The organism is Pseudomonas sp. CFBP2511, from assembly GCF_030209255.1.
GTDB lineage: Bacteria > Pseudomonadota > Gammaproteobacteria > Pseudomonadales > Pseudomonadaceae > Aquipseudomonas > Aquipseudomonas avellanae.
Map to the genome: position 1 here is coordinate 23,312 of NZ_JARVSI010000007.1, position 26,681 is coordinate 49,992.

18 protein-coding genes and 1 pseudogene are annotated in these 26,681 nt (G+C 60.2%); 6 read left to right on the forward strand and 13 right to left on the reverse strand.

Features of this window, described 5'->3' with window-relative positions:
- Positions 1-9: 9 nt before the first annotated feature.
- From QRN38_RS06450 to QRN38_RS06505, 12 genes are all read right to left on the reverse strand, one after another.
- Positions 10-222, reverse strand: coding sequence for a hypothetical protein (locus QRN38_RS06450; RefSeq protein ID WP_015471956.1), 213 nt, complete (start codon positions 220-222; stop codon positions 10-12).
- A gap of 472 nt (positions 223-694) precedes the next feature.
- Positions 695-2,233, reverse strand: a complete 1,539-nt coding sequence (locus tag QRN38_RS06455; protein WP_042825894.1) for a DNA cytosine methyltransferase — start codon at positions 2,231-2,233, stop codon at positions 695-697.
- Between the two features lie 534 nt (positions 2,234-2,767).
- A complete protein-coding gene (locus QRN38_RS06460; protein WP_122223095.1) occupies positions 2,768-4,780 on the reverse strand; it encodes a DNA topoisomerase III in 2,013 nt (670 codons plus the stop codon).
- 279 nt (positions 4,781-5,059) lie between these two features.
- On the reverse strand, positions 5,060-5,500 hold the full coding sequence (locus QRN38_RS06465; protein WP_012438474.1) for a single-stranded DNA-binding protein: 441 nt from the start codon (positions 5,498-5,500) through the stop codon (positions 5,060-5,062).
- Between the two features lie 73 nt (positions 5,501-5,573).
- The gene (locus tag QRN38_RS06470) at positions 5,574-6,107 is read right to left on the reverse strand and encodes a DUF3158 family protein (RefSeq protein ID WP_011269738.1); all 534 of its coding nucleotides are present in this window, start codon (positions 6,105-6,107) and stop codon (positions 5,574-5,576) included.
- On the reverse strand, positions 6,104-6,859 hold the full coding sequence (locus QRN38_RS06475) for a PFL_4669 family integrating conjugative element protein (RefSeq protein ID WP_011269739.1): 756 nt from the start codon (positions 6,857-6,859) through the stop codon (positions 6,104-6,106). The genes QRN38_RS06470 and QRN38_RS06475 overlap by 4 nt, the downstream gene beginning before the upstream one ends.
- A 321-nt stretch (positions 6,860-7,180) precedes the next feature.
- A complete protein-coding gene (locus QRN38_RS06480; protein WP_012438472.1) occupies positions 7,181-8,407 on the reverse strand; it encodes an STY4528 family pathogenicity island replication protein in 1,227 nt (408 codons plus the stop codon).
- Between the two features lie 3 nt (positions 8,408-8,410).
- Positions 8,411-8,971, reverse strand: coding sequence for a DUF2857 domain-containing protein (locus QRN38_RS06485; RefSeq protein ID WP_011269741.1), 561 nt, complete (start codon positions 8,969-8,971; stop codon positions 8,411-8,413).
- A 15-nt stretch (positions 8,972-8,986) separates the two neighbouring features.
- Positions 8,987-10,630: a ParB family protein gene (locus tag QRN38_RS06490; protein WP_046833633.1), complete on the reverse strand. Its 1,644-nt coding sequence runs from the start codon at positions 10,628-10,630 to the stop codon at positions 8,987-8,989.
- Positions 10,623-10,883 carry a hypothetical protein gene (locus QRN38_RS06495; RefSeq protein ID WP_015471950.1) on the reverse strand — a complete coding sequence of 87 codons (261 nt, stop codon included), beginning with the start codon at positions 10,881-10,883 and terminating at the stop codon, positions 10,623-10,625. Before QRN38_RS06495 ends, QRN38_RS06490 begins: the two co-directional genes overlap by 8 nt.
- Complete coding sequence (locus tag QRN38_RS06500) at positions 10,867-11,742, reverse strand: ParA family protein (RefSeq protein WP_046833632.1); 876 nt, start codon at positions 11,740-11,742, stop codon at positions 10,867-10,869. The genes QRN38_RS06495 and QRN38_RS06500 overlap by 17 nt, the downstream gene beginning before the upstream one ends.
- Positions 11,743-11,788: 46 nt before the next feature.
- On the reverse strand, positions 11,789-12,001 hold the full coding sequence (locus QRN38_RS06505; RefSeq protein WP_015471948.1) for an AlpA family transcriptional regulator: 213 nt from the start codon (positions 11,999-12,001) through the stop codon (positions 11,789-11,791).
- 538 nt (positions 12,002-12,539) lie between these two features.
- On the opposite strand from QRN38_RS06505, the pseudogene QRN38_RS28180 reads away from it, so the two are divergent.
- Positions 12,540-12,656: pseudogene (locus QRN38_RS28180) on the forward strand (TrbI/VirB10 family protein); the annotation flags it as partial.
- A gap of 182 nt (positions 12,657-12,838) precedes the next feature.
- Here QRN38_RS28180 and QRN38_RS28185 read toward each other — a convergent pair.
- Positions 12,839-13,162 (reverse strand): hypothetical protein, encoded by a 324-nt coding sequence (locus QRN38_RS28185; protein ID WP_040150284.1) that lies wholly within the window; start codon positions 13,160-13,162, stop codon positions 12,839-12,841.
- 160 nt (positions 13,163-13,322) lie between these two features.
- Here QRN38_RS28185 and QRN38_RS28190 point away from each other — a divergent pair, with 160 nt between their 5' ends.
- The 5 genes from QRN38_RS28190 (at position 13,323) to drmA (ending at position 26,679) form a co-directional block, all read left to right on the forward strand.
- Positions 13,323-13,757, forward strand: a complete 435-nt coding sequence (locus QRN38_RS28190; RefSeq protein ID WP_425510625.1) for a helix-turn-helix domain-containing protein — start codon at positions 13,323-13,325, stop codon at positions 13,755-13,757.
- 66 nt (positions 13,758-13,823) lie between these two features.
- The gene (locus QRN38_RS06520; protein ID WP_015471943.1) at positions 13,824-14,870 is read left to right on the forward strand and encodes a DNA cytosine methyltransferase; all 1,047 of its coding nucleotides are present in this window, start codon (positions 13,824-13,826) and stop codon (positions 14,868-14,870) included.
- A gap of 70 nt (positions 14,871-14,940) precedes the next feature.
- On the forward strand, positions 14,941-18,081 hold the full coding sequence (gene drmD / locus QRN38_RS06525; protein ID WP_122223099.1) for a DISARM system SNF2-like helicase DrmD: 3,141 nt from the start codon (positions 14,941-14,943) through the stop codon (positions 18,079-18,081).
- Positions 18,078-22,439: an Eco57I restriction-modification methylase domain-containing protein gene (locus QRN38_RS06530; protein ID WP_057419148.1), complete on the forward strand. Its 4,362-nt coding sequence runs from the start codon at positions 18,078-18,080 to the stop codon at positions 22,437-22,439. The genes drmD and QRN38_RS06530 overlap by 4 nt, the downstream gene beginning before the upstream one ends.
- 205 nt (positions 22,440-22,644) lie before the next feature.
- Positions 22,645-26,679 carry a DISARM system helicase DrmA gene (gene drmA / locus QRN38_RS06535; protein WP_046833630.1) on the forward strand — a complete coding sequence of 1,345 codons (4,035 nt, stop codon included), beginning with the start codon at positions 22,645-22,647 and terminating at the stop codon, positions 26,677-26,679.
- Positions 26,680-26,681: the final 2 nt, after the last annotated feature.

Genomic DNA, 26,681 nt, shown 5'->3' on the forward strand with positions numbered 1-26,681 from the left:
CTAGTTGGATCAGGGATTGGCCAGCTGGGACCAGCCGCCACTTTCGAGGACACGTTGAGCCGCGGCGTAGCTGCGGAAGTACTCGCGAGATTCCCGCGAAACGGGTCCCTCGCTATTGCGTGTGCCGATGTAGTGGCCTGCGGCGCTCTGCAGGACTTCGAGCGGCAGTAACTTGCCGCAATAGATCAAAGCCAATTGGCTGAAAGAGGCTTGCTGGGACATGGATAGGCTCCTAGGAAAAGCGGGGCCCTGTCCCTAACGGGATGGCAGCTCCCGCTAGCGGTTAAAAAAAGCACCGGCATCACGAGGACGCGCGTCCGCAGACTCGATGCGATGGCGGACTGGCGGGTAGCGCGGAGAAACTCCGCGGCAGCCTGGAAACCCTGGCTGCTGGCATGGTGCTGACGGATCAGCGACACATGCGGGCAGCTTCATGTGCGAGGCGAGCCACGTCAGCCGAGAATCGGAACCCGGCACAGCCCCGATTGGCGAAAGTGGAAAAAAAGAAAGCCCCGCAACACGTGCGGGGCTGTCAGGACGGTGCGTGATGCTGGATCGCCGGAGGGATGCGGATGCAGATGCGAACTGGCGGGTGGCATGGGTGCAACCCACGGCAGCCTCGACACCCTGGCGGCTGCCGACATGTCGGCAATACAGGAACGAGAATGGCGCGGCCCGTTGGCGGCGTCGTGCATCAATCCGAAGCGATTGATCCCATCTTGTGCAAGCACTGCACCAGCCGCTGGCCTAGCCAGGCGACGCACGGCATGGCCATGGAGTTGCCGATTGCCTTGTAGCGCGGCGCGTCCGCAGCCGGCTTACCGCGATACGGAACCAGCGTGTAGTCGTCGGGCATGCCTTGCAGACGTTCGCATTCCACGGGCATCAACCGCCGTACCCGCCACTGCGACCAGCCCCTTGGAATGGGGTCATTCCAGTCATAGCGGAAATGCGCCTCGTGGTCAGGCGCCAGCACATGCCCATTGGCCCCGCTGCCCAGTTCAGCAGCCAGACCGTTCTGACGATCATGCAGGGCAACGCAGGCGATCATTGGCACGCCATACCCCGGCTTGCCGTTGGACAGCACGGTGCAAGCCACCTGTCCGTGGCCCGACTCGAAGCGCACCTCGCAGCGGTGGTTCTGCGCGAAGGCGATAGCAGGCACGACACCTGCGTTCGCATGGCTGCTGCGATGCCCGCCTGCACGCAGCGTCGGCGTCAGATCCATCGTGGCATCAGCGCCGCTGCCCTGGGCGGTGAAAGCGATGATCGGCACACCTTTGCCCGTACCGTCCTCGCTGCTGCCCTTGCCGCCGTTGGCGGTGTCGAGGGTGTGGGTGATGCTGCCGGCGACCGACTGCACCATGAACGTCTCCGTGCGGATGTCATGCTTGGGGCCAGCCGCCATTAGGCATGCGGCCACATCGACAGGGCCGATGCCTCCACTGAATCCGAACGTCGTCTTGACCTCACCGTAGGACGGTTTCAGTCCTGCGTATCCGCCTGCTGCTTCAGCGCTTGGTCCAGCAGCACGGGCAGCTTCTTGCCACGGCGCGCTGCCCGCAGAAGAATCCCCGCGCAGGCCCGTGCGCTCAAAAAGTACTTCGGCGGGATCGAAACCATCTCCACCACTTGCCACAAGAAACACACGCTTGCGGCGTTGGGCGACGCCGAAATATTGAGCGTCGAGCACGCGCCAGGCGATGCGGCGCCTAGGGCCAGACACGTAACCTGCGTGCGCCCATTTTTCCCCTGGCGGTTGGAGCGCACGGCTTTCTCCGGCCAATGCGCCCAGGAAATTCCCGAAGGCGTTGCTGCGGTCGCTGAGGACGCCCGGGACGTTTTCCCAGACAAGGGTGGCCGGCGAGCGGTCATTTTGGTGACGGGCTTGGTCGATGGCATTGGCTAACTCCACATAGGCAAGGGTCAAGGCTCCGCGTGGGTCATCCAGTCCCCGGCGCGCGCCGGCCACGCTGAACGACTGGCATGGCGTGCCGCCGACCAGGATGTCGGGGGCCGGCACGGCGCCGGCGTGAACCTGGCGGGCGATCGTGGTCATGTCGCCCAGGTTGGGCACGTGCGGGTAGTGGTGGGCGAGCACGGCGCTCGGGAACGGTTCGATCTCGGCGAACCACGCGGCTTCGAGGCCGAGCGGTTGCCACGCGAGGCTCACGGCCTCGATGCCGCTGCACACGCTGCCGTAAAGCAGCGGCGCGCAAGGTTGAGGGTGCATATCAGCTCTCCTGTTCGTATGACCCAGGCCAATGGCCGGGCCGGGACGTTGATGGGCAGGAGAAAGGCACCGAAGGCCGCAGGGCCTTCGGCTCGGGAGGAAAGAAGAAGCCACCCGTGGGCTGATTGGCAGTCCCGGTCGTCGGAAGAACCGTCTGCTGTCAGCAAGCACACCCGGCCCATGTCGTGGCTGGGGCCGGCATCGTCTGGCGCACATCCGCGCACAAAAGGAGCCCGTTTTTGCGCCGGCGGGCACCGGCACTGAATACCGCCGACCGAAAGGGGTCTCCCGATGGCTTGCGCGGGCGAGCAAGCCATCGGGGGACCCTTCGCGATAGGCGGAAGAAAAGCAGATCAGCAGAATGCAAGTGACGCCATTCGTGGAGAAGTCACCTTCAGGTCCCGCGGCCGGGGACGGCTGAGCGGGACGCGCACACGGATCAAGAAGGTGTTGTGCGCTGGGCGTCCAGCAGGGCGTGCGGGACACGAGTCGCGCCGCCGAAGGCGAGCACGGCTCACGGGGGGGCGGGGTCGATCAGGAGTCTTTTCGGCAGCCACGGCGCGAGCGTGAGGCTACGCGCTTGGACGTGCCGGACTCGACCGGCAGCGTGCCTTTGCAGTCTGGATAGCGACTGCACGACCAGAACGGGCCGCTCTTGCCACTGCGCTGGTGCGTGGGTGCGCCGCACTGCGGGCAAGCCGGCCCATGGGGAACCTTGATTGACAGGGACGCGCTGGCGTACTGCGTGATCAACTGCGAAATCCATGCGGCCTGCTTGCCGATGAACACGTCCAGCGTGAGTTGTCCCGCTTCGATCATGTCTAGCGCTTGTTCCCATACGGCGGTGGTCCCGGGGTCGGCAATCGCTGCGGGCACGGCGTCGATGAGGGTGAATGCCGCATCCGAGGCGCGAATCGCACGCCCCTTCTTCATGAGATAGCCGCGTGCGATCAGGCCGCTGATGATGTTAGCCCGTGTCGCTTCGGTGCCGATGCCGACCGTATCCTTGAGCTTCTGTTTCAAGCGCGGATCCGAGACCAGCTTGGCGACGCCTTTCATGGACTTGACCAATTCGCCCTGCGTGTAGGGTCGAGATGGCTGTGTCTTGAGCGCCTTCAGATCGACATCTGCTACCTGGCATGACACGCCCTCGCGTAGCGCGGGCAGCACCTGGCTGCGCGCCGCGGTGTCGCTATCCTCCTCGGGTTGCGGTTCGGCCAACACCAGGCGCCAGCCCTTGACGACCACCTGCTTTCCTGTGGCCGTCAGCGTCTGCTGGCCGCAAGAGAGGTTCGCCACTGTGCGATCGAACTCGTGGTGAGGAAGGAACTGCGCGAGGTAGTGCGCCCGGATGAGCTTGTACACCGCCAGTTCCTTCTCGCTCATGGCCGAGAGGTTCGCCGGTTCGAGCGTCGGGATGATGCCGTGGTGCGCGGACACCTTCGCGTCGTTCCAAGCGCGTGAGCGTTGTGTGCGGTCGAGTTGGTCAATGATCGGGCGCAGCGAGAAATCGGTCTTGAGCAGGCTGTCGAGGACTATGGGGACTTCGGCAAACATGCTCTCCGGCAGGTAGCCGGAATCCGAACGCGGATAGGTCGTGGCCTTGTGCGTTTCGTACAGGGCCTGAGCGATGTCCAAGGTTTCCTGCACATCCAGCCCAAGCTGCTTGGAACACAACTCCTGCAAGGTGCCCAGGTCGAACGGCAGCGGCGGGCCTTCACGCACGCGCTCGGTTTCGACCGAGACAACCTGGGCACTGCCGGTGGCGCGGATCTGCTGCGCCGCCTGCTGTGCCACCGGCTGCTGCAGGCAGCGGCCCGAGTCGTCGGTGCAGGTGTCGGGCGAAACCCACTGCGCGGTGAAGGCTTGGCCGCTTGTGGTCAGGTACACGTCGATGGCCCAGTACGGCACGGACACGAAGGCCGCGATCTCGCGGTCGCGGTCCACGACCAGCTTGAGCGTCGGGGTCTGGACGCGACCGACCGACAGCACTCCGTCGTAGCCGGCTTGCCGACCCAGCACCGTGAACAACCGACTGAGGTTCATGCCCACAAGCCAGTCCGCACGCGAGCGCGCTAGTGCCGAGTAGTACATCGGCAGCGTCTCGGCCGATGGCCGGAGTTTGCCTAGCGCGGCGCGAATGGACGCATCGTTGAGTGCCGACAACCACAGCCGCTCGATGGGGCCGCGGTAGCCGCACAGGTCAATGATCTCGCGGGCGATCAGTTCGCCTTCGCGGTCGGCATCGGTGGCGATGACAAGCTGTGTTGCCTTCGCCAGTAGCGCCTTGACGACCTTGAATTGCGTGGCGGTTTTCGGTTTGACCTCGACCTGCCAACGCTGGGGAATGATGGGCAACTGCTCGATGGACCAGCGCTTTAGCTGTTCGTCGTAGGCTTCGGGTGCCGCCGCCTCTACGAGATGGCCGATGCACCAGGTGACGGTGACGCCGGAACCGTTGAGGCAGCCTTCACCGCGTTGCGTGGCGCCGAGAATCCGGCCAATGTCTTTGCCCTGGGAAGGCTTCTCGCACAAGAACAGCCGCATGTCCGTCCACCCGATTTCCGTGGTTCATTGAGTTGCTGGAATCGAGGATGCCGAGCGCTACCAAGAGCAGCAGCAAACAAGCCGCATGCGGTGGCGACCACTTTCACGGGATGGAATGGCTTGGGTGGGGATCGAGCGTGGGTGCAGATGTGCCGGCCGGAAGCTGCGATTGGCGAGAGCGCGTGGAAGTCGGTGGACTTCGATGGAGCTATCCCCTGGGGATAGCTTGGGGGTGAATGGAAGGCGGCGAAAAACTGCACCGCCGCCCTCCATGCTGGTTCACTTCCTGCGCTTCGCGTCTTTCGGCGGAGTCGATTCCTGGGCGGCTTGGGGCTTCGGCTCTGCATCCTGCGGTTTCGGACTGAGGGCCACGGATTCGATGCGGTAGGGCAGGATGCCGACGCTGCGTGCGTTGATCTGCCAGGTCTCGCGTGGCTGATCCTCGTTGTCCGTCCACGGTTCACGCTCCATGCGGCCGATGACGAGCACGCGCATGCCTTTCTGGTAAAGATCCTTCCAGTGCTCGGCATCGCGGTGCCAGAGTTCGACGGGCGCCCAGAAGCCTCCGCGATCCTCGAACTCGCCATCTTTTCTTGGAATGGGGTTGTCGAAGTAAACGTTCAGGCGCAGCAGCCGGCGCGGTTCATCGTTTCCGTTGGGAAATTCGCGGTACTCGGGTGGCGAGCCGACGTTGCCTTCGCCCCAAAAATGCGTGCTCATGATGCAATCTCCGTGGTGGTTGAAATACTCGTGCCTCATCGGCCCCGGGCGCGTGTGGGGATGCCCGGCGCAATCACTGATTGCGCACTGCAGCGGGGAGGGATGTGAGCCGGTGCAGATAGACGGCATCCGCTTCGCCGGCCTTGCTTGCGCATTCCTGCGCCTGCCTGCCCAGGGTGTGAAGCACGCTGATCTGCATGTTCAACGTGATGCGCTGAAGCTCGATCGCGTGCAGATCGGCCAGCAGGTTGACCGGCGTGTTGGTGCTGGCGATCAGTTCCTGCCACAGCGCTACGCCCATGGCCGACCTGTCGTGCCTGCGCCAGCGCAGAAAGGCCGTGCCTGCGCCAGTGGACTGCTGGGCCAGCTCAATGGACAGCAGGTGGAAGGGATGCCCACACGCCTGTGGCAGCACCTGCCGCTGCGCCAGGGCCATCAACTCGTCGCGCATGGCAAAGCACTGGCTGGCCCATGTGTCCAATGTCCCCTTACCTTTAAAAGGCTTTAAAAGGCCTTTTAGAGAGGCTGCGTGTTCCAGCCTCATGAAGGCCGTCTGTTGCAGACTTTGGAAGTAGAGGGTGGGCCGGTCCTGATCCTGATCGCTCATGCCGACTGGTCCCCGTCGGTGTTGGCCTCTTCGCCAGGGAGGACGGCTGCGGCAGAAATCACACTGCGCTGTTGCAGACCCTGGCGCGCGATGGGCGGCGAAAACTTCGAACGTCGCGTGCCTTCGAGTACGTCCTGCGGCAGCTCGCCAAACTTGTCCATCGCGACCCGCGCCGCCGCATTCTTCGCCGCGAAATCATCGCGGGTGCAGCCCGAGTAACGGTATTGCTGTGCCAGGCTGAAAAGGCTACGCAGCGCATGTGCGCCCTCGTTGAGCCAGCGCTCCAGTGTGCTGCGGTCGATGAGTGCGGTGTGATGGGCGAGGATCAGCTTGCGGGCGATGTCGTCGTAATCGGCCAGGAGATAGACTGCGGCAAAGCCGAGCTGGGCGTTAACGAAGAGAGGCAACTTAACCGGCTGCACGTTTAGGTTTTCGCCCAGGCTCAACGCGGCGGGGACGTCTGCCAGTGCCTGGTCCACCTGTTCGCGTAGCGATTGCAGCGTGGCCTTGGTCTGGTCGAGTTTTTCCTCGATGCGTAGCATCCACCAGTCGCTGTACGGGTCGTCCTGCTCTGAGCCGCGTTTCATCTTGTTCATCACGGCGATGTAGCCGTTCAGGCCTACGATGCCCGGTCGCCCCTCGGCGGCAGCGCGGCCATGCCAGATGCGGGAAGCGTGATGGGTATGCAGCGTCAGCGACATCGCGCTGCGCAGTGAGCCGAGATTCAATTGCAAAGGTTCATTGGTTGCCATGGTGTCCGTTCGCTTTTGGAAAAGGAGCGGTCAGCATCGGCATGCAGCGGAAGGCAGTCAGTCAACAAACCGAAATTGGCCAAGCCCTGGTTTAAGTTGTGGCCGCTGCGAGCGGCACGAGCTATCCCCAGGGGATAGCTCCATGGCGCGCCAAGGAACGCTGTTCGCCAAGGACAGATCGCACACATATGATCCAGTGCATGGCATCCCGATGCCTGCCCACACCTGTTTGCCGTCCTGAACCTCCGCGCGGCTATCCCCAGGGGATAGCGCTACTGACGGCTATGGGCATCTTCTTCATGACCTTGCGGCCCCGAAAAGTCAGGCCTTACGCAGAAGCTCGCGCAGCCGTTCGATGTGCTGCAGAGCCACTTCGGTCGGAACCACGTTACGTGGTGCTTCCGGTGGCCGATCATACGCAGCAGGTACCGGTGGTGCCGTCCCGACTTGCTTGGCCCATGCATTGAACTCGCCCCGGATAGCGCGCTGGATGATGCCGAACAAATACCCTGCGGGATTGCGAATGGTCGAGCCTCGACAGCGATCCGCCCATTCATCCAGTACGGCTTGCCTCAATGGCGCATCGACCTGCTGTAACGCCACCAGTGCGCCGGCCTGCTGCTCTTCCTTCAGGCTCAGGAAGCGATCAGGCATGCGAACACCTGGCATCGCGCGCACATGCCCATGTTCACGCGCGGTAGTACGTATTTCTTTATTACTTTTACTACGTACAGTACGGTCCTGCTTCGGATTCCGAAGAGCACCGTCCGGCGTGGGTTCCAGCCCTGCTTCGGATTCCGAAGAATGCTGTTCGCCATTCCGAAGAAGGTTCGAAACCCTTTCTTCGGAATCGTGGGTGGCGTCTTCTTGTGGATAACTCTCGGGGGCAGCGATGCCCTGTTGGGCAAGGCGTTCGGCAAGCACCTGCAACCGCGACGGCAACGTGCGGCCGGACAGCAGCGGGTCTTCCTCGATTTCCTTGAGGGTGTTGAGCCCCACCATCTGCACGGCCTTCGCAGAATGGCCCAGTGACTGGCTGACCAGCTCCAGATAGTCGGTGTCAAGCTGCATAGCCTCGAATGGGGTCAAGGGCTCATCGTGCAGCACATAGAGGTTGCCGAGGATGCGTCCGGTCTTGGGATCGCGGCGCCTGCGCACGAGGCTCAACCAGCGTGTCAGGCGCAACAGCGTCAAGGCACGTGCTACGGTTTCATGCGAAGCCTTTCCTGCGTTGGGCATCGATGCCAGCCAGGGGCGCAATTGCTCATAGGTGGGGAACGCCGTCACGCCGTCGTTGTTGAGCATCAGCCGGAAGACTTGCCAGGCATTACGTTCCAGTGGCGTCAACCGACGATCCAGGAACAGGCGCCGCGGCACGCTCTCGTGCCGGTTACCGCTGAAAAGGAAACCGTCCCCGCATGTAGGGATAGGAGCAGGCGCAGGCACACTAGGTTTAGGCTCAAGGTCTTTCAGCGCACTATCGAACAAATCGGCGAGGGCTACTGGGCCTTGGCGTGGTGTTCGCGGTGCTGTTTCATCCACGGCCATGGGTCATCCCAATCCTTGGTCGATCCATTTCTTGATCGCCGCCCAGACCACCGACAGCGGCAATGACATGCCTTCTGCCAGGTCCATGGCCGCATCGAGAATCGAGGTGTCGTCCTCCAGATCGACGTTTCTGCTGCTGGTCACGGCCTTCCATTGCCGCCACAACTCCGTGTCCTGGGCTTCGTCTAAAACGGCATGGCGCCCCTTGCGCTTGGGCAGACCAAGGACTTCGCGGCGAAGGGCGACCTCCTGATGGGTCAGCCCGTAGAAGCGGCTCACCATTTCCGTACTTGCTGCCAACCTCAGCATGCGATCAACCGTGGCGATTTCCTTCTCCACGTCCTGAGCCTGCTTTAGTAGCCGAAGGAGCACTTCGCGGTTGACCGTTACGGAGCACCACGAGACGCTGGCGTTTGCCAGCACGCTGATCAGCACTGGGTGCTTGAGCGCATCAAGCTCTTCCTCACCGAATCCCATCGATTTGCAACGACGCAATTGCCCATTGCGCAGGTCGTAGAGTGCTTGGGCGATGACAGCTTGGTTGAGGGGGTGTGGTGCAGACATGCTCGCCTTCCTCGTTCAAGAATCGGGAGCCCTGGCACCGGCTTCCAAATCCAGCAGGCGTCGGGCAAGCCGCAGCAACCGGAACAACTTGACCAGCGCGGTATCGCTCAATCGCTTGGTGACATCGCCTTGACCGTGTAGCAGTGCCGGCAGATCGGTGACGAATTGCCCGTAGGGGCTGGTATCGGTCGGCTGCTGACCGGACAGAGACCCCAGCAGCGCCAGCACGGCGTGTCCACGCGGCAAAGGGGCCTGGGCGCTACATGCGAACCCGATGCCGTCGGGACGGTCCTCGATGAACTCGTCCAAATCCGCCTCGCCGGCGATCTCGCGCGCGAATTGCGCGATATGGATGCGCAGCCGGTCGGGCGCTTCCAGGCCGGGGTCGATGTACCAGACGTCGGAGATGGGATAGAGGCCACCGGCTTGCACCGGGATCGACTGCAATACGCGGGCTGAGAAGTCGGGCGGTAGCGCATCACCCAACTGGTCCGCGATCATCCGCTGGATGGACTGGAGCCGCTCTGTCGTCGGTGCCGGCGAGACGATATGCTCCTGCAGCAGCTCTCCAGCCGCTGCCGCTGGGCTTCCTGCGGATGCATTGCCAGCGGTCGCATCATTCTCGCCCGTGAGCGGGCCGCTCGCTGACCGCGCTTTAGTTGGCGAAGGCGTATCGGTGGACGGCGCCGGTCCGGCGGGCGACCGTGCGATGGCTCCTGGGTCAGGCAACGCAGGTGGTGCCGACGGCGGAGTCGGGTCGCTGACCAGCACACGGTAGCGGTTCTCGGATTCGGTCAGGTCCAAGGCCAGCACGTCGTAATTGACGCCCAGCAGTTCGGACATTTGACCGATCAGCTCGTCCTGCACCCGCTGAGGTGCGAATTCGTCAGCCTGAGTGTCGAACTGCGACAGCACCTCTTGAAAGAAGTTGTCGAAGTCCAATTGAAGGGAGCGGCCTTTGGCATAGTACTCCCAGGTGCGCTCGCAGGCCTTGCGGATGACCGACAGTCGCTCGACCTGGTGGCGGCCCAGACCGCCATAGAGCACGGTCGGAATCGCGGGCAGTAGGTAACGCACCGCATCGGCCATGCGGCTGATGTGCGACTGCTGTACGGGGTAGCCGTCGGCGACCAGGCGGCGGGCCAGTTCGGACTGGCTCAGTGTGGCGCCGCTTTCCTCTTCATAGAACTCGCGGGCTTTTTCGACGCCCAAGGCGCGCTCGATGAACGTGAGGCCGCCGCGCAGCTCGTTCTCGGCGAGGTGTCCGGTCAGCGCAACGATTTCTCCGCGCGCAGGCCAGGGCCGGAACAGGCACGATATGCGGAAGAAGCGCTCGTCCTTCGTCTCTGCCCAGAGTTCACGCAGGATCGCTAGCCTTGTATTGCCACCGTTGCGGATGATGTAGTGCGTGTCGCCAGGACGGCGTGTGATGGCTGGTGCCGCATCCAGGCCGCGCTCTCGTATGGAGGCCTTGATTTCATCGTAGGCCGAGTTGCGCTTTTTGCGGGGATCGTGGTCGTAAGGCCGCAACTGGTCCAACGTCACAACCATCGGGGTGTCGGCGATTGGGTCGCTCAATGCCGTGGCCGATGGGCCGCTGCGCTCGAACCCAGCTGCAAGCAGCTTGCCGGCCATATCCTGGGACGTCATCTCAGCCATGGCCGCGTCCCTCGGCGTTAGCAGCCCGTGCCATGTGAGCCTCGCGCTCTGCACGGCGGATCTGCGCGCGGGCGTTGAGGGTTGCCCGGTGGTCGCTTGCTGTTGAGCTGGTGTAGATAGCGGCGCAGCCGGCCTTGGTGAACTTGAGGTGTCCGCCAGGTGTGCGCTTGACGTGCCAGCCTTCGCTCACAGCAAACTCGATCAGAGCGCGCAGCCGCTTGTGGCCACGGGCCAGTTCATGTGCGTTCGCCATGAGGCCTCCCGGTTTCAAGAGGACGCGATGGACGGCCGGATACATGGACAAATCTGTCTTGCCACTCAGGGAACAATTCGCTGGCGAGCGCGCTCATGGTGTCGAGCGCGGAGGGCGCAACTCTGCCCGGTGGCTGGCGATGCTCGACACGATGCACCGGCAGGCCACGGGTCGCGGCACGCGGATAGGCTTCGATGGCCGGTACGTCGGTGTCAAGCACGCGGATGTCCGCATGGTCTTGGAACAGATCACGCAAGGCCTGCTGGATCAGCCGCGCGTTAGCGGACACGGTGTGGACGCGGTTGATCAGCAGGTTCAGCGGCGGTGGTTCGATGCCGAGGTGTCGGTACGGCGCGATGTCCTCCAGCAACTGCATGGTGCCGCGCCGTAGCTCGCGGGCTGCAAGTATTTCGGGCGTGACCGGAGACAGGGCCAGATTGGAGGCAAGCACCGCCATCTCGAGCAGAACGGAGCGCGCGCCCTGGGTGTCGATCAACACTAAGTCGTAGAGCGGCGCCAGCATCGGCAGTAGGTGTCGCAGACGCAGGCGCCCATCCGGTGCATGCAAAAGCAAGGTGCTCAACTCGCCCCGATGGTCGTTAGAGAGCACCAGATCGAGGCCCGCGATGATCGTGCGCGAAATGAGCCTGTCCAAGTCGCGCTCGTTGAATGCCAACAACTCGTAGATGCCGCTGGGGGCGCGGTGGGCCAATTCGTAGTAAGAGGACAGCGTTGGCTGCACGTCGAGGTCGAGCAGCAGGACGCGCAGCCCCGCGTCCGCGGCGAGCCCGCCGAGGTTGGCGGCTGTGGTCGTTTTGCCAACGCCGCCCTTGGTCGAGATGATGGATACAACCTGCATGGCGCTCTCCGTCTGAAGGATGGGGAAATCCGAGAAGGGGAGCGGATCAGGTCCGGTTGTTGAGGCGTTCGGCGATCCATTGGTCGATCTCAACCGAATCCCAGCCCACCGCACGCACGCCCAGGCGCAGCGCTTGCGGGAACTGGCGCTTCTTCATCAGGTTGTAGATGTGGGCGCGTTTGAACCCGGACTTCGCTTCGACTTCATCAAGCCGCAGGATGCGGCGCTCTTGCGGTGGCAATACAGGTGCTTGCGACATGGCGGTCACTCCTGAACGCTCAGTGGCGTTTGTTGGCGTGAGCTCCATTCAATAGACATGGCTGCGGAAAGACATTGAAAATGCAATCTCCGCGATTCCGCATACGTGCTGGAAACCGTCACGCGGCTGCGCTACGGACATCCTTCTAGACATTGGCTCCTACTAAGGGCTGTCATGTCGTTATGCCAACGGCTCATGCCTAGAACGTGGACGGACAAGAACTAGCATCTTGCAACGGGTAGTCCTCTGTTACTCGGTGTGCGAGACTTGAACAGCTGTAGACCCATCGACCAATGAGGAAAAGCCCGCTCGATATCGGCGCTCACGGTGCCAGCGTTATGGGGAGCAGCAAGTCCATCAAGACCGTTTCGATATGGTCTGATATCGCCACGGTTTTACAGGGCGCGCTGGCTTGCTCAAGGCCTAGTTAAACCTAGAGAAATTCAAGCATGTCATGCTTGATTCGGCATCTTGATATATCGACATAGCATCCAGTGATGATGCGCTTTTGATTGTTTGAAGCTGCTCTGTGTCGCTCACCGATCCGGCCGGCTACGCCGGCCTGGAGGATGGCGTCGATAGGCATCGGGATCGCATCTTCGCCGGTGTGGTGCTGACCACCTTGCGGGGCGTCGGCGCCGAGCTGGCTGCACCTACCTGGAGCCGTCCTGGAGTCTCATCTCCGACCACGCCTACCAGCAAGGGCTGGTGAAGACACTCGCGTGGAAGGACCGTTTGGCCTTGGCGCCGACGCGGATCGGTGCGCTCGCTGACTACAATCTGGCCTGGCAACGGGGCTCGGTCCTGAACCGCATTTCGGAGGAGCGCGCTGATGCTTCAGCGGCACTCGTGAGGGCTGCACGGGATGCGCGCGGCACCTTTGGCGACCAGGCTGAGTAGCAATTGGTAGAAGTGCTGGGTATCGCCGCGACCGCGCAGGAACTCTGCGTCCACATTGGCGCGAAGGCGAGGGCACTGCTCGACTCGCATTCTGTGTCGTTCGGCGGCGGGACCACCTCTCTGCAACGAGGGCGCGGCGATCACTGCCTGCCGGGGGCGACCGTCCTGCGTGGTCTCCACGGCGATCACGAAAGGGCGCTTGCTCTCCGAGCCTCGTCCCGCCTCCCGCTCGGCCATGGCCTGCATCAACTTGTGCTTCATCCTCCACACCGTCGGATAGCCCACCCCAAGGTGACGCATTAATTCCAGCGCCGATAGATTCGTCTGGTACGCCCCTGAAATCGAATTGATGCGAGTTCATATCGTCAGTCAACAGAAACGATATTTTAGAACGTCTAGAAGCTCACTAGACGACGTGGTCTTGATAGCCTACATCGTCGGGCTTTCGCCTGGTGGCATGGTCGCGCTAGCACCGGCGCTTCCGGATACGACACAGCTTGGACAGTCAACCGCGGTGAACTACCCAGGCGGCAAGCATCTAACCTTGCCAGATCATATCAAACCGGATCTAATCAGGAGAATTTCGCCTTCTGATCGAATCGTCCGTGAGATCATCTACAGAATTGTCAATTTCAGATATTTGATGGAAACCCTTGCCATGTCAGATCGCTGGTTGTCGGTCGAAGAGATCGCCGAGTACCTCGGCGTGAGTAAGGACACCGTTTATGCCTGGATCAGTAAACGGAATATGCCTGCTCACCGAATCGGGCGACTTTGGAAGTTCAAGTCAGAAGAAGTCGATGAGTGGGTGCGCTCTGGTGGAGCAGCAGAAAATGAAGGTCGAGGCAAAGAATGATTGACTTGCTATCGATGGGTTTCGACCGCCTCATCCTGCGGTCGAAGCGAATAGAGGATTGTTGAAATGACGAAAATTTCTTGCGTTGATTTGTTCTGTGGAGCTGGCGGGCTGACGCATGGCTTCGTGCTCGAAGGCGTGCCAGTCGTTGCGGGCATCGACATGGACCCCGCCTGCCGTTTTCCTTATGAGGCTAACAACAGCGCCAAATTTGTAGAGCGAGATATTAGCAAAGTTACCACCGCCGAGTTGAATCAACTTTTCGGCGATGCCGATTTGAAGATCCTTGCAGGGTGTGCTCCTTGCCAGCCTTTTTCCACCTATGCACAACGCTACGAGCTGGATGGAAAGGACGGCAAATGGGGGCTCTTGTACGAGTTCGCTCGCTTGGCAAAGGGCACTCGGCCAGATGTCATCACGATGGAGAACGTCCCAGCCGTTGCCAAGCACGAGGTGTTTCACGACTTCGTCGACGCGCTCAAGCGACTTGGTTACAACGTCTGGTCCGATGTCGTCGACAGCTCGCTATACGGCGTGCCACAAACTCGCCGCCGTATGGTGCTGCTGGCATCAAGGCATGGCGATATCAGGATGATCGAACGCACGATTGATAAGCCCAAAACCGTGAGGCAGGTGATTGGTCGCCTGCGCGCACTGAGCGCTGGTGAAGCGGCGCCGAGAGACAAGCTGCACGTTTCATCTACATTGTCAGAGAAGAATCTCAAACGCATCAAGGTATCGAAGCCAGGCGGCACTTGGCGCGACTGGCCGGAGCATCTCGTCGCTGACTGCCATCGCGCAGAAAGCGGCAGGACCTACCCAGGCGTCTATGGCCGCATGGAGTGGGACAAGCCTGCCCCCACCATGACCACGCAGTGCTATGGGTTCGGCAATGGCAGGTTTGGGCATCCTGAACAGGATCGCGCGATCACCTTGAGGGAAGCGGCAATTATTCAGAGCTTCCCGCGTGACTACGCGTTCATTCCCGATGGCGGTGAGGTGAGCTTCAAGGTACTGGGGCGCCTGATCGGCAATGCCGTTCCTGTGGACCTTGGTCGCGCGATCGCGCGCAGCATCAATTCTCATCTTGCCGCGATTGCGCCACAACCATGACCCGATTAATGCTGCCCCGGCCATTTGCTGGGGCGCATAGAACCCGCAGAACAAGAAGACGGTAGACCGCATGGAAATTTCGAACGCACAGAATAGCCAGGCCTATCGCGCGCGCCCAGAGTCTGGGCAGTTGGTCGAGGTCAGGCGACGCCAATGGGTCGTTGCCGAAGTCGCCTCATCCACGCTGACATCAACCTCTGCGCAACAGAATGCGGTGACCCTCTCATCCATCGACGAGGATGGCCTAGGTGAGGAGCTTGAGGTCATCTGGGAGATTGAGCCCGGCGCGCAAATCATTGAGCATGCAGGTCTGCCGTCAATTACTGGCCAGGATGACTCCAACACCCTCGACGCTTTTCTTGATGCTGTTCGCTGGGGTGCTGCCACCAATGCCGACCGAGGTTTTCTGCAAGCACCGTTCCGCAGCGGCGTCAGCATTGAGGATTTCCAGCTTGACCCGCTGGTACGTGCCATCGACATGGCCCGCGTCAATCTTCTCATCGCCGATGACGTCGGCTTGGGCAAGACCATTGAGGCCGGTCTCGTCATCCAAGAGATGCTGCTACGGCACCGTGCTCGCACCGTCCTGATCATCTGCCCCGCATCGCTGCAAGAAAAGTGGCGTTTCGAGATGCTCGAAAAGTTCGGCCTTGATTTCCGGGTTGTCGACACGGCCTACATCAAGCAGTTGCGCCGCGATCGCGGCATCCATGCCAATCCCTGGACTTCCCATCCACGCCTGATCGCGTCCATGGACTGGGTCAAGAGCGGCGAAGGACTGCGCACCATGCGCGACGTCCTGCCCGCACACACCAGCTACCCGCGCAAGTTCGACATGCTGGTCGTCGATGAGGCACACAACATCGCCCCGGCTGCCAGTGCGAACTACGCGCTGGAGAGCCAGCGCACACGCTTCATCCGTTCCATCAGTCCGCATTTTCAGCATCGCCTGTTTCTGACAGCTACCCCCCACAACGGCTACACCGAATCCTTCACATCGCTGCTGGAACTGCTGGACGACCAGCGTTTCGCCCGAAACATTCTGCCGGATGAAAAGCAGTTGAGTCAGGTGATGATCCGCCGCCTCAAAAGCGATTTGGTCGATGCCGAAGGCAAGCCGCTCTATGCCCAGCGTAAGCTGCAAGCTCTGCTGGCCTTGTACTCCCCACAAGAGCGCGCCATTCACCAAAAGCTGAACGACTACTGCGCCAGCCGCGAGCTGGACGCAGAGAAAGTCGGCAACGGGTTCGGCACGTCGTTCGTCAACCAGTTGCTCAAGAAGCGGCTCTTTTCTTCACCCGCAGCGTTCGCATCCACCCTTGAGAAGCACATTGCTACCCTGGCCAATGGCAGCCAACGCAAGGACAAGGATGCAATGGCCGACCGCATTTTGCGCAAAGCCATTCTGCGAGTCGAAGAAGACTATGCCAATGACCAGGAGGTCGAGAGCGCCCAGTCCGAGGCCGTCGAAGAGGCCTCACGATGCGCGCAACCACTGACGGCGGAGCAGCAACAAATGCTGCACGAGCTGCGGTCGTGGGCTCAGACAGCCAAGAATCAGGTCGACGCCAAAGCCAAAGCGGTCCTTGATTGGCTCACTACCAATCTCAAACTCGACGGTCAGTGGAATGAGCGCCGGGTGATCTTGTTCACCGAATACCGCACCACCCATCAGTGGATGCACGAGATCCTCGCCAGCCACGGTTTCGGTGGCGATAGACTGGCCGTCCTTCATGGCGGCATGCCGCAGGATGAACGCGAGAGGGTCAAAGCGGCCTTCCAGACTTCGCCCAAAGATTCAGCGGTGCGCATCCTGCTGGCCACCGATGCCGCTTCTGAAGGTATCGACTTGCAGAACTACTGTAACTGCCTCATCCATCTGGAGATTCCTTACAACCCCAATGTGATGGAACAGCGTAATGGCCGTATCGACCGGCACGGTCAGCGTCAGAAGGACGTATTGATTTGGCACCCCGTCGATGGCGGAGAACAGGGCAAAGAAACCATTGGCGGTCACGGCGAAGACATCATCCGGGCACTACGCAAGCTAGAATCTATGCGGTCGGACATGGGTAGCGTCAACCCTGTCATCGCGCCGCAAATGTCCGGGCTGATTGAAGGTTCACTCAAAGACCTCGATACCCGCTTGGCTGAAGCCAAAATCGCCAAGGCTAGGCACTTCGTGCGCGCTGAGCGCGACCTGAAAGAGCGGGTCGCTAAGCTGCACGAACGGCTCCTGACTACGCAGCAAGACTTCCACCTCACGCCAGAACACATCCTCATCGCGGTCAAGACGGGCCTTGTGTTGGCAGGCCGCCCCCCGCTAGAACCTTTTGCCTTGTCTGACGCCCCGGCTGGCACCGTATTCAAGATGCCCGCGCTGTCGGGCTCGTGGGCGCGCTGCCTCGAAGGGCTGCGTCACCCCCACACGCTGCAAATTCGACCTATCACATTCGACCATGCCGTCGCCACCGGGCGTGACGACGTGGTGCTGGTTCACCTCAACCACAGACTGGTGCAGATGTGCCTGCGATTGCTGCGTGCCGAGGTCTGGGCACAAGACGATGTGAAAAAGCTGCATCGCGTCACGGTGCGTTCGGTGCCTGACGCTCTGATCGACGCCCCTACCGTGGTCGTCATCTCACGGCTAGTTGTTACTGGCGGCAACCATCATCGCCTCCATGAAGAGCTGACGGTGGCCGGGGGATATCTCGGAGATAAATCCTTCCGCCGAGAAGAAGGCGTCACCAAGGTCCAGCAATGGCTGGATCAGGCCAAGCCGCTGATGGCCGCAGATTCTCTGTTCAATGCCCTCCGCATGCGTTTCGATCGTGCGCAAAGTGCAATCCTCCATTCAGTCGATGCCAGGTCTAAAGACCGGCTCAAGTTCCTGACAAATACACTTCAATCCCGCAAACAGCAGGAAGTGGCCGACATTGGCACCGTGCTAGACGAGCTTGAAAAAGCCATTCAGTTGGAGCTGAAAAAAGACCAGCAACCGGCACAGCTCTCCCTGTTCTCGGAAGACGAACGAACACAGCTCAGGCGCGATACCGCCGCCCTGGAAGCGCGTCTTGCCCGCATTCCAGCCGAGCGCCAACAGGAAGCCGAGGCTATCGAAACCCGTTACGCCAAACTCAACGACCGCACCTTTCCAGTCGCCGTTATCTTTCTTGTGCCTGCATCGGCCGTTCAGGGAGGTGCCGTATGAGTGCTCCCAGCGTACATTATGATTGGCTGTCGCTAATCGAGATTTCCGGCCCTTTCCTCGCTGTTCCCGTTCTGAAGGAAGCCTTTACTCTAGGACTGGAGGAACTTGATGGGAGCAAACGCAAGCGTCTACGCCAGGCCTACGAGGAATGGCGCGAAGCGCTGGAGCTGGAAGACACGCAATTCGCAGATTTGCACGTGGCTTGGATCGACGAGGTGCTATCGCGAGGCCTTGAGTTCGATGAAGACGACAAAGGCGACGTTCTCAAGCGCTCGGACTGGTGCGCCGCCAATCTACAAGCCAGATTGCCCGAGCACGGTGTGACCCTGTCGCCCGACTTTGCAGTGATCGATGAGCAACGCGCCAACAAGCCACTGCTGCTTATCCAGACCTATATGCAGGATGTCGACCTAGATGCAACCCTGAAACAAGATAGCTGGGCCGCGACACCTGCCGATCGCATGGTGCGGTTGTGCCGTTCACTGGGGTGTCGCCTCGGGCTGGTGACCAACGGCGAGCGCTGGATGCTCGTGGATGCCCCGGTGGGTGCTGTTACCACCTTTGCGAGTTGGTATGCCCGCATCTGGAGCCAAGAGCCCATCACTCTGCAGGCTTTCGTGCACCTGCTCGGCATTCGTCGTTTTTTTGTCGACGAATCCGAGCAACTGCCCGCACTGTTCGATCGCTCCCTGAAGTTCCAGGACGAAGTTACGGACGCCCTCGGCGAGCAAGTACGCCGCGCCGTCGAAGTGTTGATACAGACCCTCGACAAAGCCGACCAAGACCGCAACCGAGAGCTCCTATACGACATCACGGAGCCCGACTTGTATGAAGCTGCGCTGACGGTGATGATGCGTCTGGTGTTCCTGCTCTCAGCTGAAGAGCGTGGTTTGCTCCTAATGGGCGATGAACGCTATGAGGCCAACTACGCTCTTTCCACCTTGCGCATGCAGTTGCGCAAAGAGTCTGAGGAGATCCTTGAACGCCGCTGGGATGCCTGGTCTCGCTTGCTGGCGATCTTCCGCGCAGTGTTTGGCGGCATTGAACATGAAAACCTCAGGCTACCTGCGTTGGGCGGTTCGTTGTTCGATCCGGACCGTTTCCCCTTCCTCGAAGGCAGAGCCAAGGCCTCCAACTGGCGCATTGATGCAGCCAAGCCACTGCCCATCGACAACCGCACCGTATTGCTGTTGCTGGAAGCCATCCAGCAATTCCAAGGCCGCACGCTGTCTTATCGCGCGCTGGACGTCGAACAGATCGGCTACGTGTATGAAGGCCTGCTCGAACGGACCGTCAAACGCATCAATGAAGTCACGCTGGAACTGGATGCCACCAAGAATGCCAAGATCCCGTGGGTAAAGCTGGCCGAACTGGATTCGGCTCGCTTGGATGGTGCGTCTCGAATCGCCGAGTTGCTGCAAGAACGCTCTGGTAGCTCTGCTAGCCGGGTGCGTAATGATCTGGAAAAACCCGTCGAAGACACCTTGGCCGACCGCCTGCTGACTGCTTGTCAGGGCGACACCAAGCTCCGAGATCGCGTCAAACCCTATACCCATCTGCTGCGCACCGATCCATGGGGCTATCCGCTGGTGTATCCGGCTGGCTCTTTCATCGTCACCAGCGGTTCCGGCCGGCGTGAAACCGGTACCCACTACACCCCAAAATCGTTGACCGAAGCTATCGTCGCCGAAACGCTCACGCCGCTGACCTATGTCGGCCCGGCAGAAGGAACGCCGCGCGATCAATGGGTGCTCAAATCCCCCGCAGAACTACTCGACCTCAAAATCTGTGACCCAGCCATGGGCTCGGGTGCCTTCCTGGTGCAAGCCTGCCGTTGGCTGTCTGATCGCCTCCTCGAAGCGTGGTCACAGGCCGAGGCTTTGGGCAAAACAGTGAGCGTGGATGGTGACGCTCTGGACGCGGCAGCAACCAAAGAACCTCTGCCTCGCGACAGCGAAGCACGCACTGTCATTGCGCGCCGACTCATCGCCGAGCGTTGCCTATACGGCGTCGATTTAAACCCACTGGCAGTCGAACTAGCCAAACTTTCTATCTGGCTGGTGACGTTGTCCAAGGGCCGTCCCTTTGGCTTCCTTGATCACAATTTGCGTTGTGGGGATAGCCTGCTCGGCATCCACAAACTGGAGCAGCTCATTGAGCTTGCCATGCGCCCCAAGGGTAAGCGGCAGCAAAGTCTGTTCGGCCAAAATATTGAGCGAGCTGTGCGCGAGGCTATAGAGCTCCGGCTACAGTTACGCGAGATGCCGATCCGTGACATTCGTGACGTGGAAGCCATGGCAAATCTGGATGGTGATGCACGTCGCAGACTCGAAGTGCCGGAAAGCATCGCCGACGTGCTGATCGGAGAGGTATTTACGTCAGGAGGAAATGGAACAGCATTTGAAGGTGCAATGGTGTCGTTATCTGTTCAGGCAGGACAGGCCATTGACGGTGACCGGGACGTACTCGCCTCTATGCGCCGGAGATCAATCGCCGCGCTCACAACCGATCTTCCCGCTGACAAATCTGCGCGTCGGCCTTTCCATTGGCCGTTAGAGTTTCCGGAGGTATTCACGCACGAACGCGGCGGCTTCGATGCCATTGTTGGCAACCCCCCCTTCTTGGGAGGAAAACGTATTAGCGGAATCACAGGAACTGCATTCCGTGATTGGCTGGTCTCACACATCGCCGAGGGGAGGCGCGGTTCTGCCGACCTCGTTGCGTACTTCTTTTTGCGCGCATGGAGCCTCATCCGCAATGAAGGAGGCTTCGGACTCCTTGCGGTCAACACTATTGCCGAAGGTGACACGCGGCAGGTCGGCCTTGAGGTGATGGTGAAGGCAGGTGCTGTCATCCATGCTGCGTATCCGAACGAGCCATGGCCTGGAAAAGCAGCAGTCATCACCAGTCGCATCCACGTCCACAAAGGCGAGTGGCGTGGCGAATGCTCGTTGGGCGGGCGTCCTGCCACATTTGTGTCGGCATACCTTTCTGATCGAGAGGAGTGGAGCCCGAAAGCGCTAAAGGCGGCAAAGAACATTGCTTTCATCGGTTCCTATGTGCTCGGAAAGGGCTTCGTGCTTTCACCTGAAGAAGCACAGCGAATGCTTGATGCCGACCCCAAGAACTCGGAGGTGATCTTTCCTTATCTGAACGGTGAAGATTTGAACTCAGACTCAGAACAACGGCCAAGTCGATGGGTAATTAGTTTTTGGGACTGGTCTGAAGAGAGGGCTCGTAGTTACAAGCAACCTTGGGAGTGGGTAACTGAACATGTCAAACCAGAGCGTCAGCGGCGAGACGAGAATGGTAAGTTCGTTCTGAGAAAGCCGCTTCCGGAACGCTGGTGGCAGTATGGCGACAAGCGACCTGGTCTGTACCACGCGATCGGACGAGGTCATCACTTCGAGCAGCACCCCAAAGACTGGATGCCGTCCCAGCATAGACAGAAGCGCGTACTGGCGTGCTCGCTGGTTTCCAAATATCTTGGTGTCGCATCCCTTCCGGCGGACTGGATCTTCGCGCATCGCTTAGCTGTCTTCGCGACTGAGTCGATGGGCGCATTTGCCCTATTGGCGTCGTCCATCAATGATGTTTGGGCTCGCAAAAACTCTTCCTCGCTTGAGACTCGGCTCAACTATGCACCCAGTGACGCATTTGAAACGCTCCCTCTTTGTGATTTGACAGAGCGACAGCTTGAGGAGATTGGTACCCGATATGAAGCCCATCGACGGAAGCTCTGCATATCGCATGGCCTCGGCCTGACCGACCTGTACAACCGCTTCCACGATTCGACCGAGCAAGATTCAGATTTCGCAACTTGTCGCGAGCTTCATACCGAGACCGATCTCGCTGTGGCTCGTGCATACGGCTGGGCCGATCTCGACCTCAATCACGGCTTTCACGAAGTGCAATATCTACCGGAGAACGACCGCATCCGCTTCACCATCTCGGAGACTGCGCGTATCGAAGTGTTGCGGCGGCTTTCAGAGTTGAACCGGCAGCGAAACGAAGAAGAAGTTGCACAAGGCCTGCACGGCGACGCTACGGCACGCGCCTCGACTCGTAGCATGCGAGCCCGTCGCACCTCCAACGCTGTGACGTTTCAACCATCACTTAATTTCGAGAGCTGGCCTGCTCCTGTCAATGGCGCGACGCCCGCCACAGCGATTCTCGAGTTCCTGCGCGTGCGCGACGGCTGGCACGCCAAAGCAGATATCCTCACCGCCACTGGTATCACGGACGGCCAGTGGAACGCTGCAATTGCCGACCTTATACCAATTGGCAAAGTTGAGCGCCAAGGCGAGAGGCGCGGGGCGCGATACAGAGCGGCAGGCACCGGGAGAGCTACGAAATGATGGCTCAAGCTTGGTTCGAAATGGCTGAAATTTGCTGCCGGAAATTTGCATCATCAGTTTGGATACTGCTCAGAGTAGCCCAGCCCATCAGGCCCCGAGCTGCATCAGGGACAAACGCTGATTGCGAACTGTGCAAGTGCTGCGACGGCGATTGCCAAGTTGCTTAAACGCCTGCAAAAAAGCGAAAAGAACAAAGGGGATCAGAATGGCCGAAGTCAACCCACAAAAATCATCGAACGCATGGATCGCTAATGATCATAGCTTGGCTGCCGATCCCGTGCTGGCAGCATATACGTTGCGGTTGAAAGGCGAGCGTTCGCTTTTTCAAACCATCGCCGATGACGACTGGGTGTTGATTCTGAACACCGCCGGTCACATCACGAGGGTTGGGCGGGTTCTGCGGGTTCGTTCTGATCTGGAGACCACTACGATCTACTTCGACCGCATGTTGTTGGTCGAACCGGCGGTTTCGATTGGTCTTACGTCACTCACACCACCATCCTCCGGCAGCGTTGGCCGTATTCAATGGACGGATTTCCTTGAGTCGCTCCCGAAGGCATTACACAAGACCATCGCCGAAGTACCAGTGATTGGTTCTGATGACAAGTCGCCTTCGTATCAGCAGGAGCTCGCCTATATCCGCGAGTTGCTGCAACTGGCCGTGATGGACGACCTGCTCGGCCCGGCTGGCGGCCCGCATGAATGCATTGTCGACATGGGTGTGCGCGACCGCTACCTGGTCGGCAAACTGGCCCCTCGTGAGACTGCACAGGGCGGCATTGAGGGGCTGGACGGGCCCTTGGCCAATGACGACGCCGAAGAGCCCATGGAGGCAAAGGCGCCCGGACGGCACGAACCCGGTGCGGAGTTTGGAACAGCTACCGGGCGTGTGGACCCGGAGTCGGACTCAGCTGACGAGATTGATGCCGCTAGCAACCAGTCGTTGGTGCCCAGCAGTCTGGGCATGACCTTCTGCGTGGATGGTGATGCCGATCGGATCGAGATCGAAGCACTCTGGGGTCGGTACGAGCGCACTAATGAGCATGAGATATTCCGCACCCGCAAGAATAAGGAATCCGGTGCCGAAGTGCAGACCAAGGCCAAGGTCTGGCAACGCATTCCCTGTGGCGGCAAGATCGTGCTGCCGCTGACCGAAGGTGTGATTCCGCATCAGGCACCTGACAACGAGTTTCCTGATGTTCGTGTGCAGGGTTCCATTCGGGCCAAGAATGCCAATGGTGATCGGCTGGTCACGCTGTTCCTGGTGAATGCACAGGAGGAGCCAAAAACCAACCGCGATACGGCATGGGTGTTCCAGCCCGAGCTGATCGTTCGTTCTGAGAGGGATGCCGCCAAGCGCGCAATCTTCCGGCGCAGGCCGGTGCTTGACGCAGACGGCATGGACCCCGAGCGTGAAGCGCTGGAGATGATCTACCGTAACCGTGTGGAATTCGCCGTGGGGCATGGCGTTGCCGTCCATGCCGAAACCGCAGACGACGTGACGCTGGCTACCGAGGTACGCACCACGGTGATGCCGCAGTACGAGGTACAGGTAACGGAGACTCCCGGTCTTGATCCATCCGATCGTCCGGCGATGCGCGAAATGATCAGCAGTGGCTTGCTCGATATGCAGCGGCTGGCGACCTTGGAGATAGGCCCGCTCGTTGATGCCTTGAGCATGCTGACTAAAGACTACGCCGCGTGGATTGATGAACAGCGCGCTCGCGTAGGGGCCGAGGTCACCGGCTACGACACCCAGGCGCAACAAGCGACAGACCGCTGCCAGGAGATCCACGCACGCCTGCAACAGGGTATCGACACGCTGAAAAGCAATGAGAAAGCGCTGGCTGCGTTCCGGTTTGCCAACCGATCTATGGCCACACAACGCGTGCGCAGCCAATACGCGCTGGCCATGCGCCGGGGCGAGGACGTCACCATCGGCAAGTTCGATTTACTGAAGAACCGCAGTTGGCGTCCATTCCAGCTGGCGTTTCTGCTGCTCTCGATCCCGTCACTGGCAGATCCGAACCACCCGGATCGTGTTGAGCCTGTCGAGGCCTACGCCGATCTGCTGTGGTTCCCCACCGGTGGCGGCAAGACCGAAGCCTATTTGGGCGTGGCGGCCTTCACCATGGCCATTCGGCGCATGCAGGGCAATCTCGGCGGGTATGACGGCTCACGCGGTTTGGCCGTGATTATGCGTTACACGCTGCGCTTGCTGACGTTACAGCAATTCCAGCGCGCCACCGCATTGATTTGCGCCATGGAAGTGTTGCGGCGAGAGGCGCTCGACAAGGGCGACAAATCCCTCGGCACGGAGCCTTTTACCATCGGCCTGTGGGTTGGCAACAAGGTCACACCGGGCACGACTAAGGACAGCCACCGAGCCATTGAGGATATGCGTAATCCCGGCAAATACAACGCCGGAACGGCATCACCCGCGCAGCTCACCAGTTGCCCGTGGTGCGGCTCGGAAGTGGCTCCCGGACGAGATGTTGAGGTTGACAAAGGCTCTGGCCGAACTTTCGTCTATTGCGGAGACAAGAAGGGCCGCTGCGACTTCTCTAAGGGCAAGTCCAGAAAGCAGCCCCATCCGGGGCTTCCGGTGCTGGTGGTCGACGAGGAGATTTATCACCGCCCACCGACGATGATGATCGGCACCGTGGACAAGTTCGCAATGATGGCGTGGCGTGGTCAGGTGCGCACGCTGTTTGGTCGTGTCGGGCAGGAATGCGAGCGCCACGGACTGCTTTGGCAAGGTGCCGATTGCAATGGCAATCACCAAGCTGGTAAGGGGCTTCCTTCCTCGAAGGTGAAGGCCATTAACTCGATACGCCCGCCTGACCTGATCATTCAGGATGAGTTCCACCTGATTAGTGGGCCGCTGGGCACCATGGTGGGCCTATATGAGACCGCCGTGGATGAACTGTGCGGCTGGACGCTCAATGGCAAGACGGTCAAACCGAAAGTCATCGCCTCCACGGCGACGGTGCGCAAAGCCAAGGAGCAAGTGAACAACGTCTTCATGCGCCGGGTTTCGGTGTTTCCTCCGCACGGCCTAGACGTGGAAGACAACTTCTTCTCGGTGCAACGACCAATCGCAGAGAAGCCGGGACGGCGTTATCTCGGGGTGTGCTCACCCGGCAGTTCACGCCCCGCAATGTTGATCCGCGTCTACACGGCGTTCTTAACGGCAACACAGGAGCTATTCGACCACTTCGGCGAGCCCGCCGACCCGTACATGACCATGGTCGGCTACTTCAATTCCCTGCGTGAGTTGGGCGGGATGAAGCGCTTGGCAGAGGACGATGTGCAGACACGTTCCTACCGTGTGCAAATGAGCATGGTCGAGCGGCCCGCACTGGCGCAACGCAGTATCAGCAACATTCGCGAGCTGACGTCTCGGGTATCAAGTCAGGATATTCCCAAGTACCTCGACAACCTGGAGATCAAGTTCAAGTCCGAGTTCGACACTGCAACCGGCAAGTACGTGACCCGCTGGCAAGAAGGCGATACGCGCGCCATTGATGTCGTGCTAGCGACCAACATGCTGTCCGTAGGGGTCGACGTGAACCGACTCGGGCTGATGGCAGTGAACGGGCAGCCCAAAGGAACCGCTGAATACATTCAGGCCACCAGTCGTGTCGGGCGTTCCTTCCCGGGCTTGGTCTGCACGGTGCTGACATGGGCCAGGCCCCGGGACCTGTCGCATTACGAAACCTTTGAGCACTACCACGCTACGTTCTACAAACACGTCGAGGCGCAATCGGTAACGCCGTTCTCACCGCGCGCGATGGACCGTGGTTTGACAGGTGTGATGCTGAGTCTGATGCGCCTTAAGAACAATGTCTTCAGCCCGAACGAAGGCGCTGGTCAACTGAGCATGTCCAATCAGGCCGAGATGACTGATGCCATCAAGGTATTGGCGACTCGTGCAGGCAATGTTGCTGAAGACAACTCACGCAAGCAGCTGACTGAGACCGAGCTGAAAGAGCGCGCAGACGAATGGGCGAAAGAAGTCAGCAAGGGCGGACGGATCTTGTCGTATGAGAAACGTGGCCCCGAAAAAGACAAGACCGTTGCATTGATCAAATCGCCCGGCCTTCAAGCCTGGGACAACTGGACCGTGCCGATGTCGATGCGGGAAGTGGAGCCCGGTGTGCGCCTGATCATGAATACGAGCCATATTACGGACGATCACGATTGGAAGCCTCGTCCCGCAACGAAGGATGAGGATTGAAC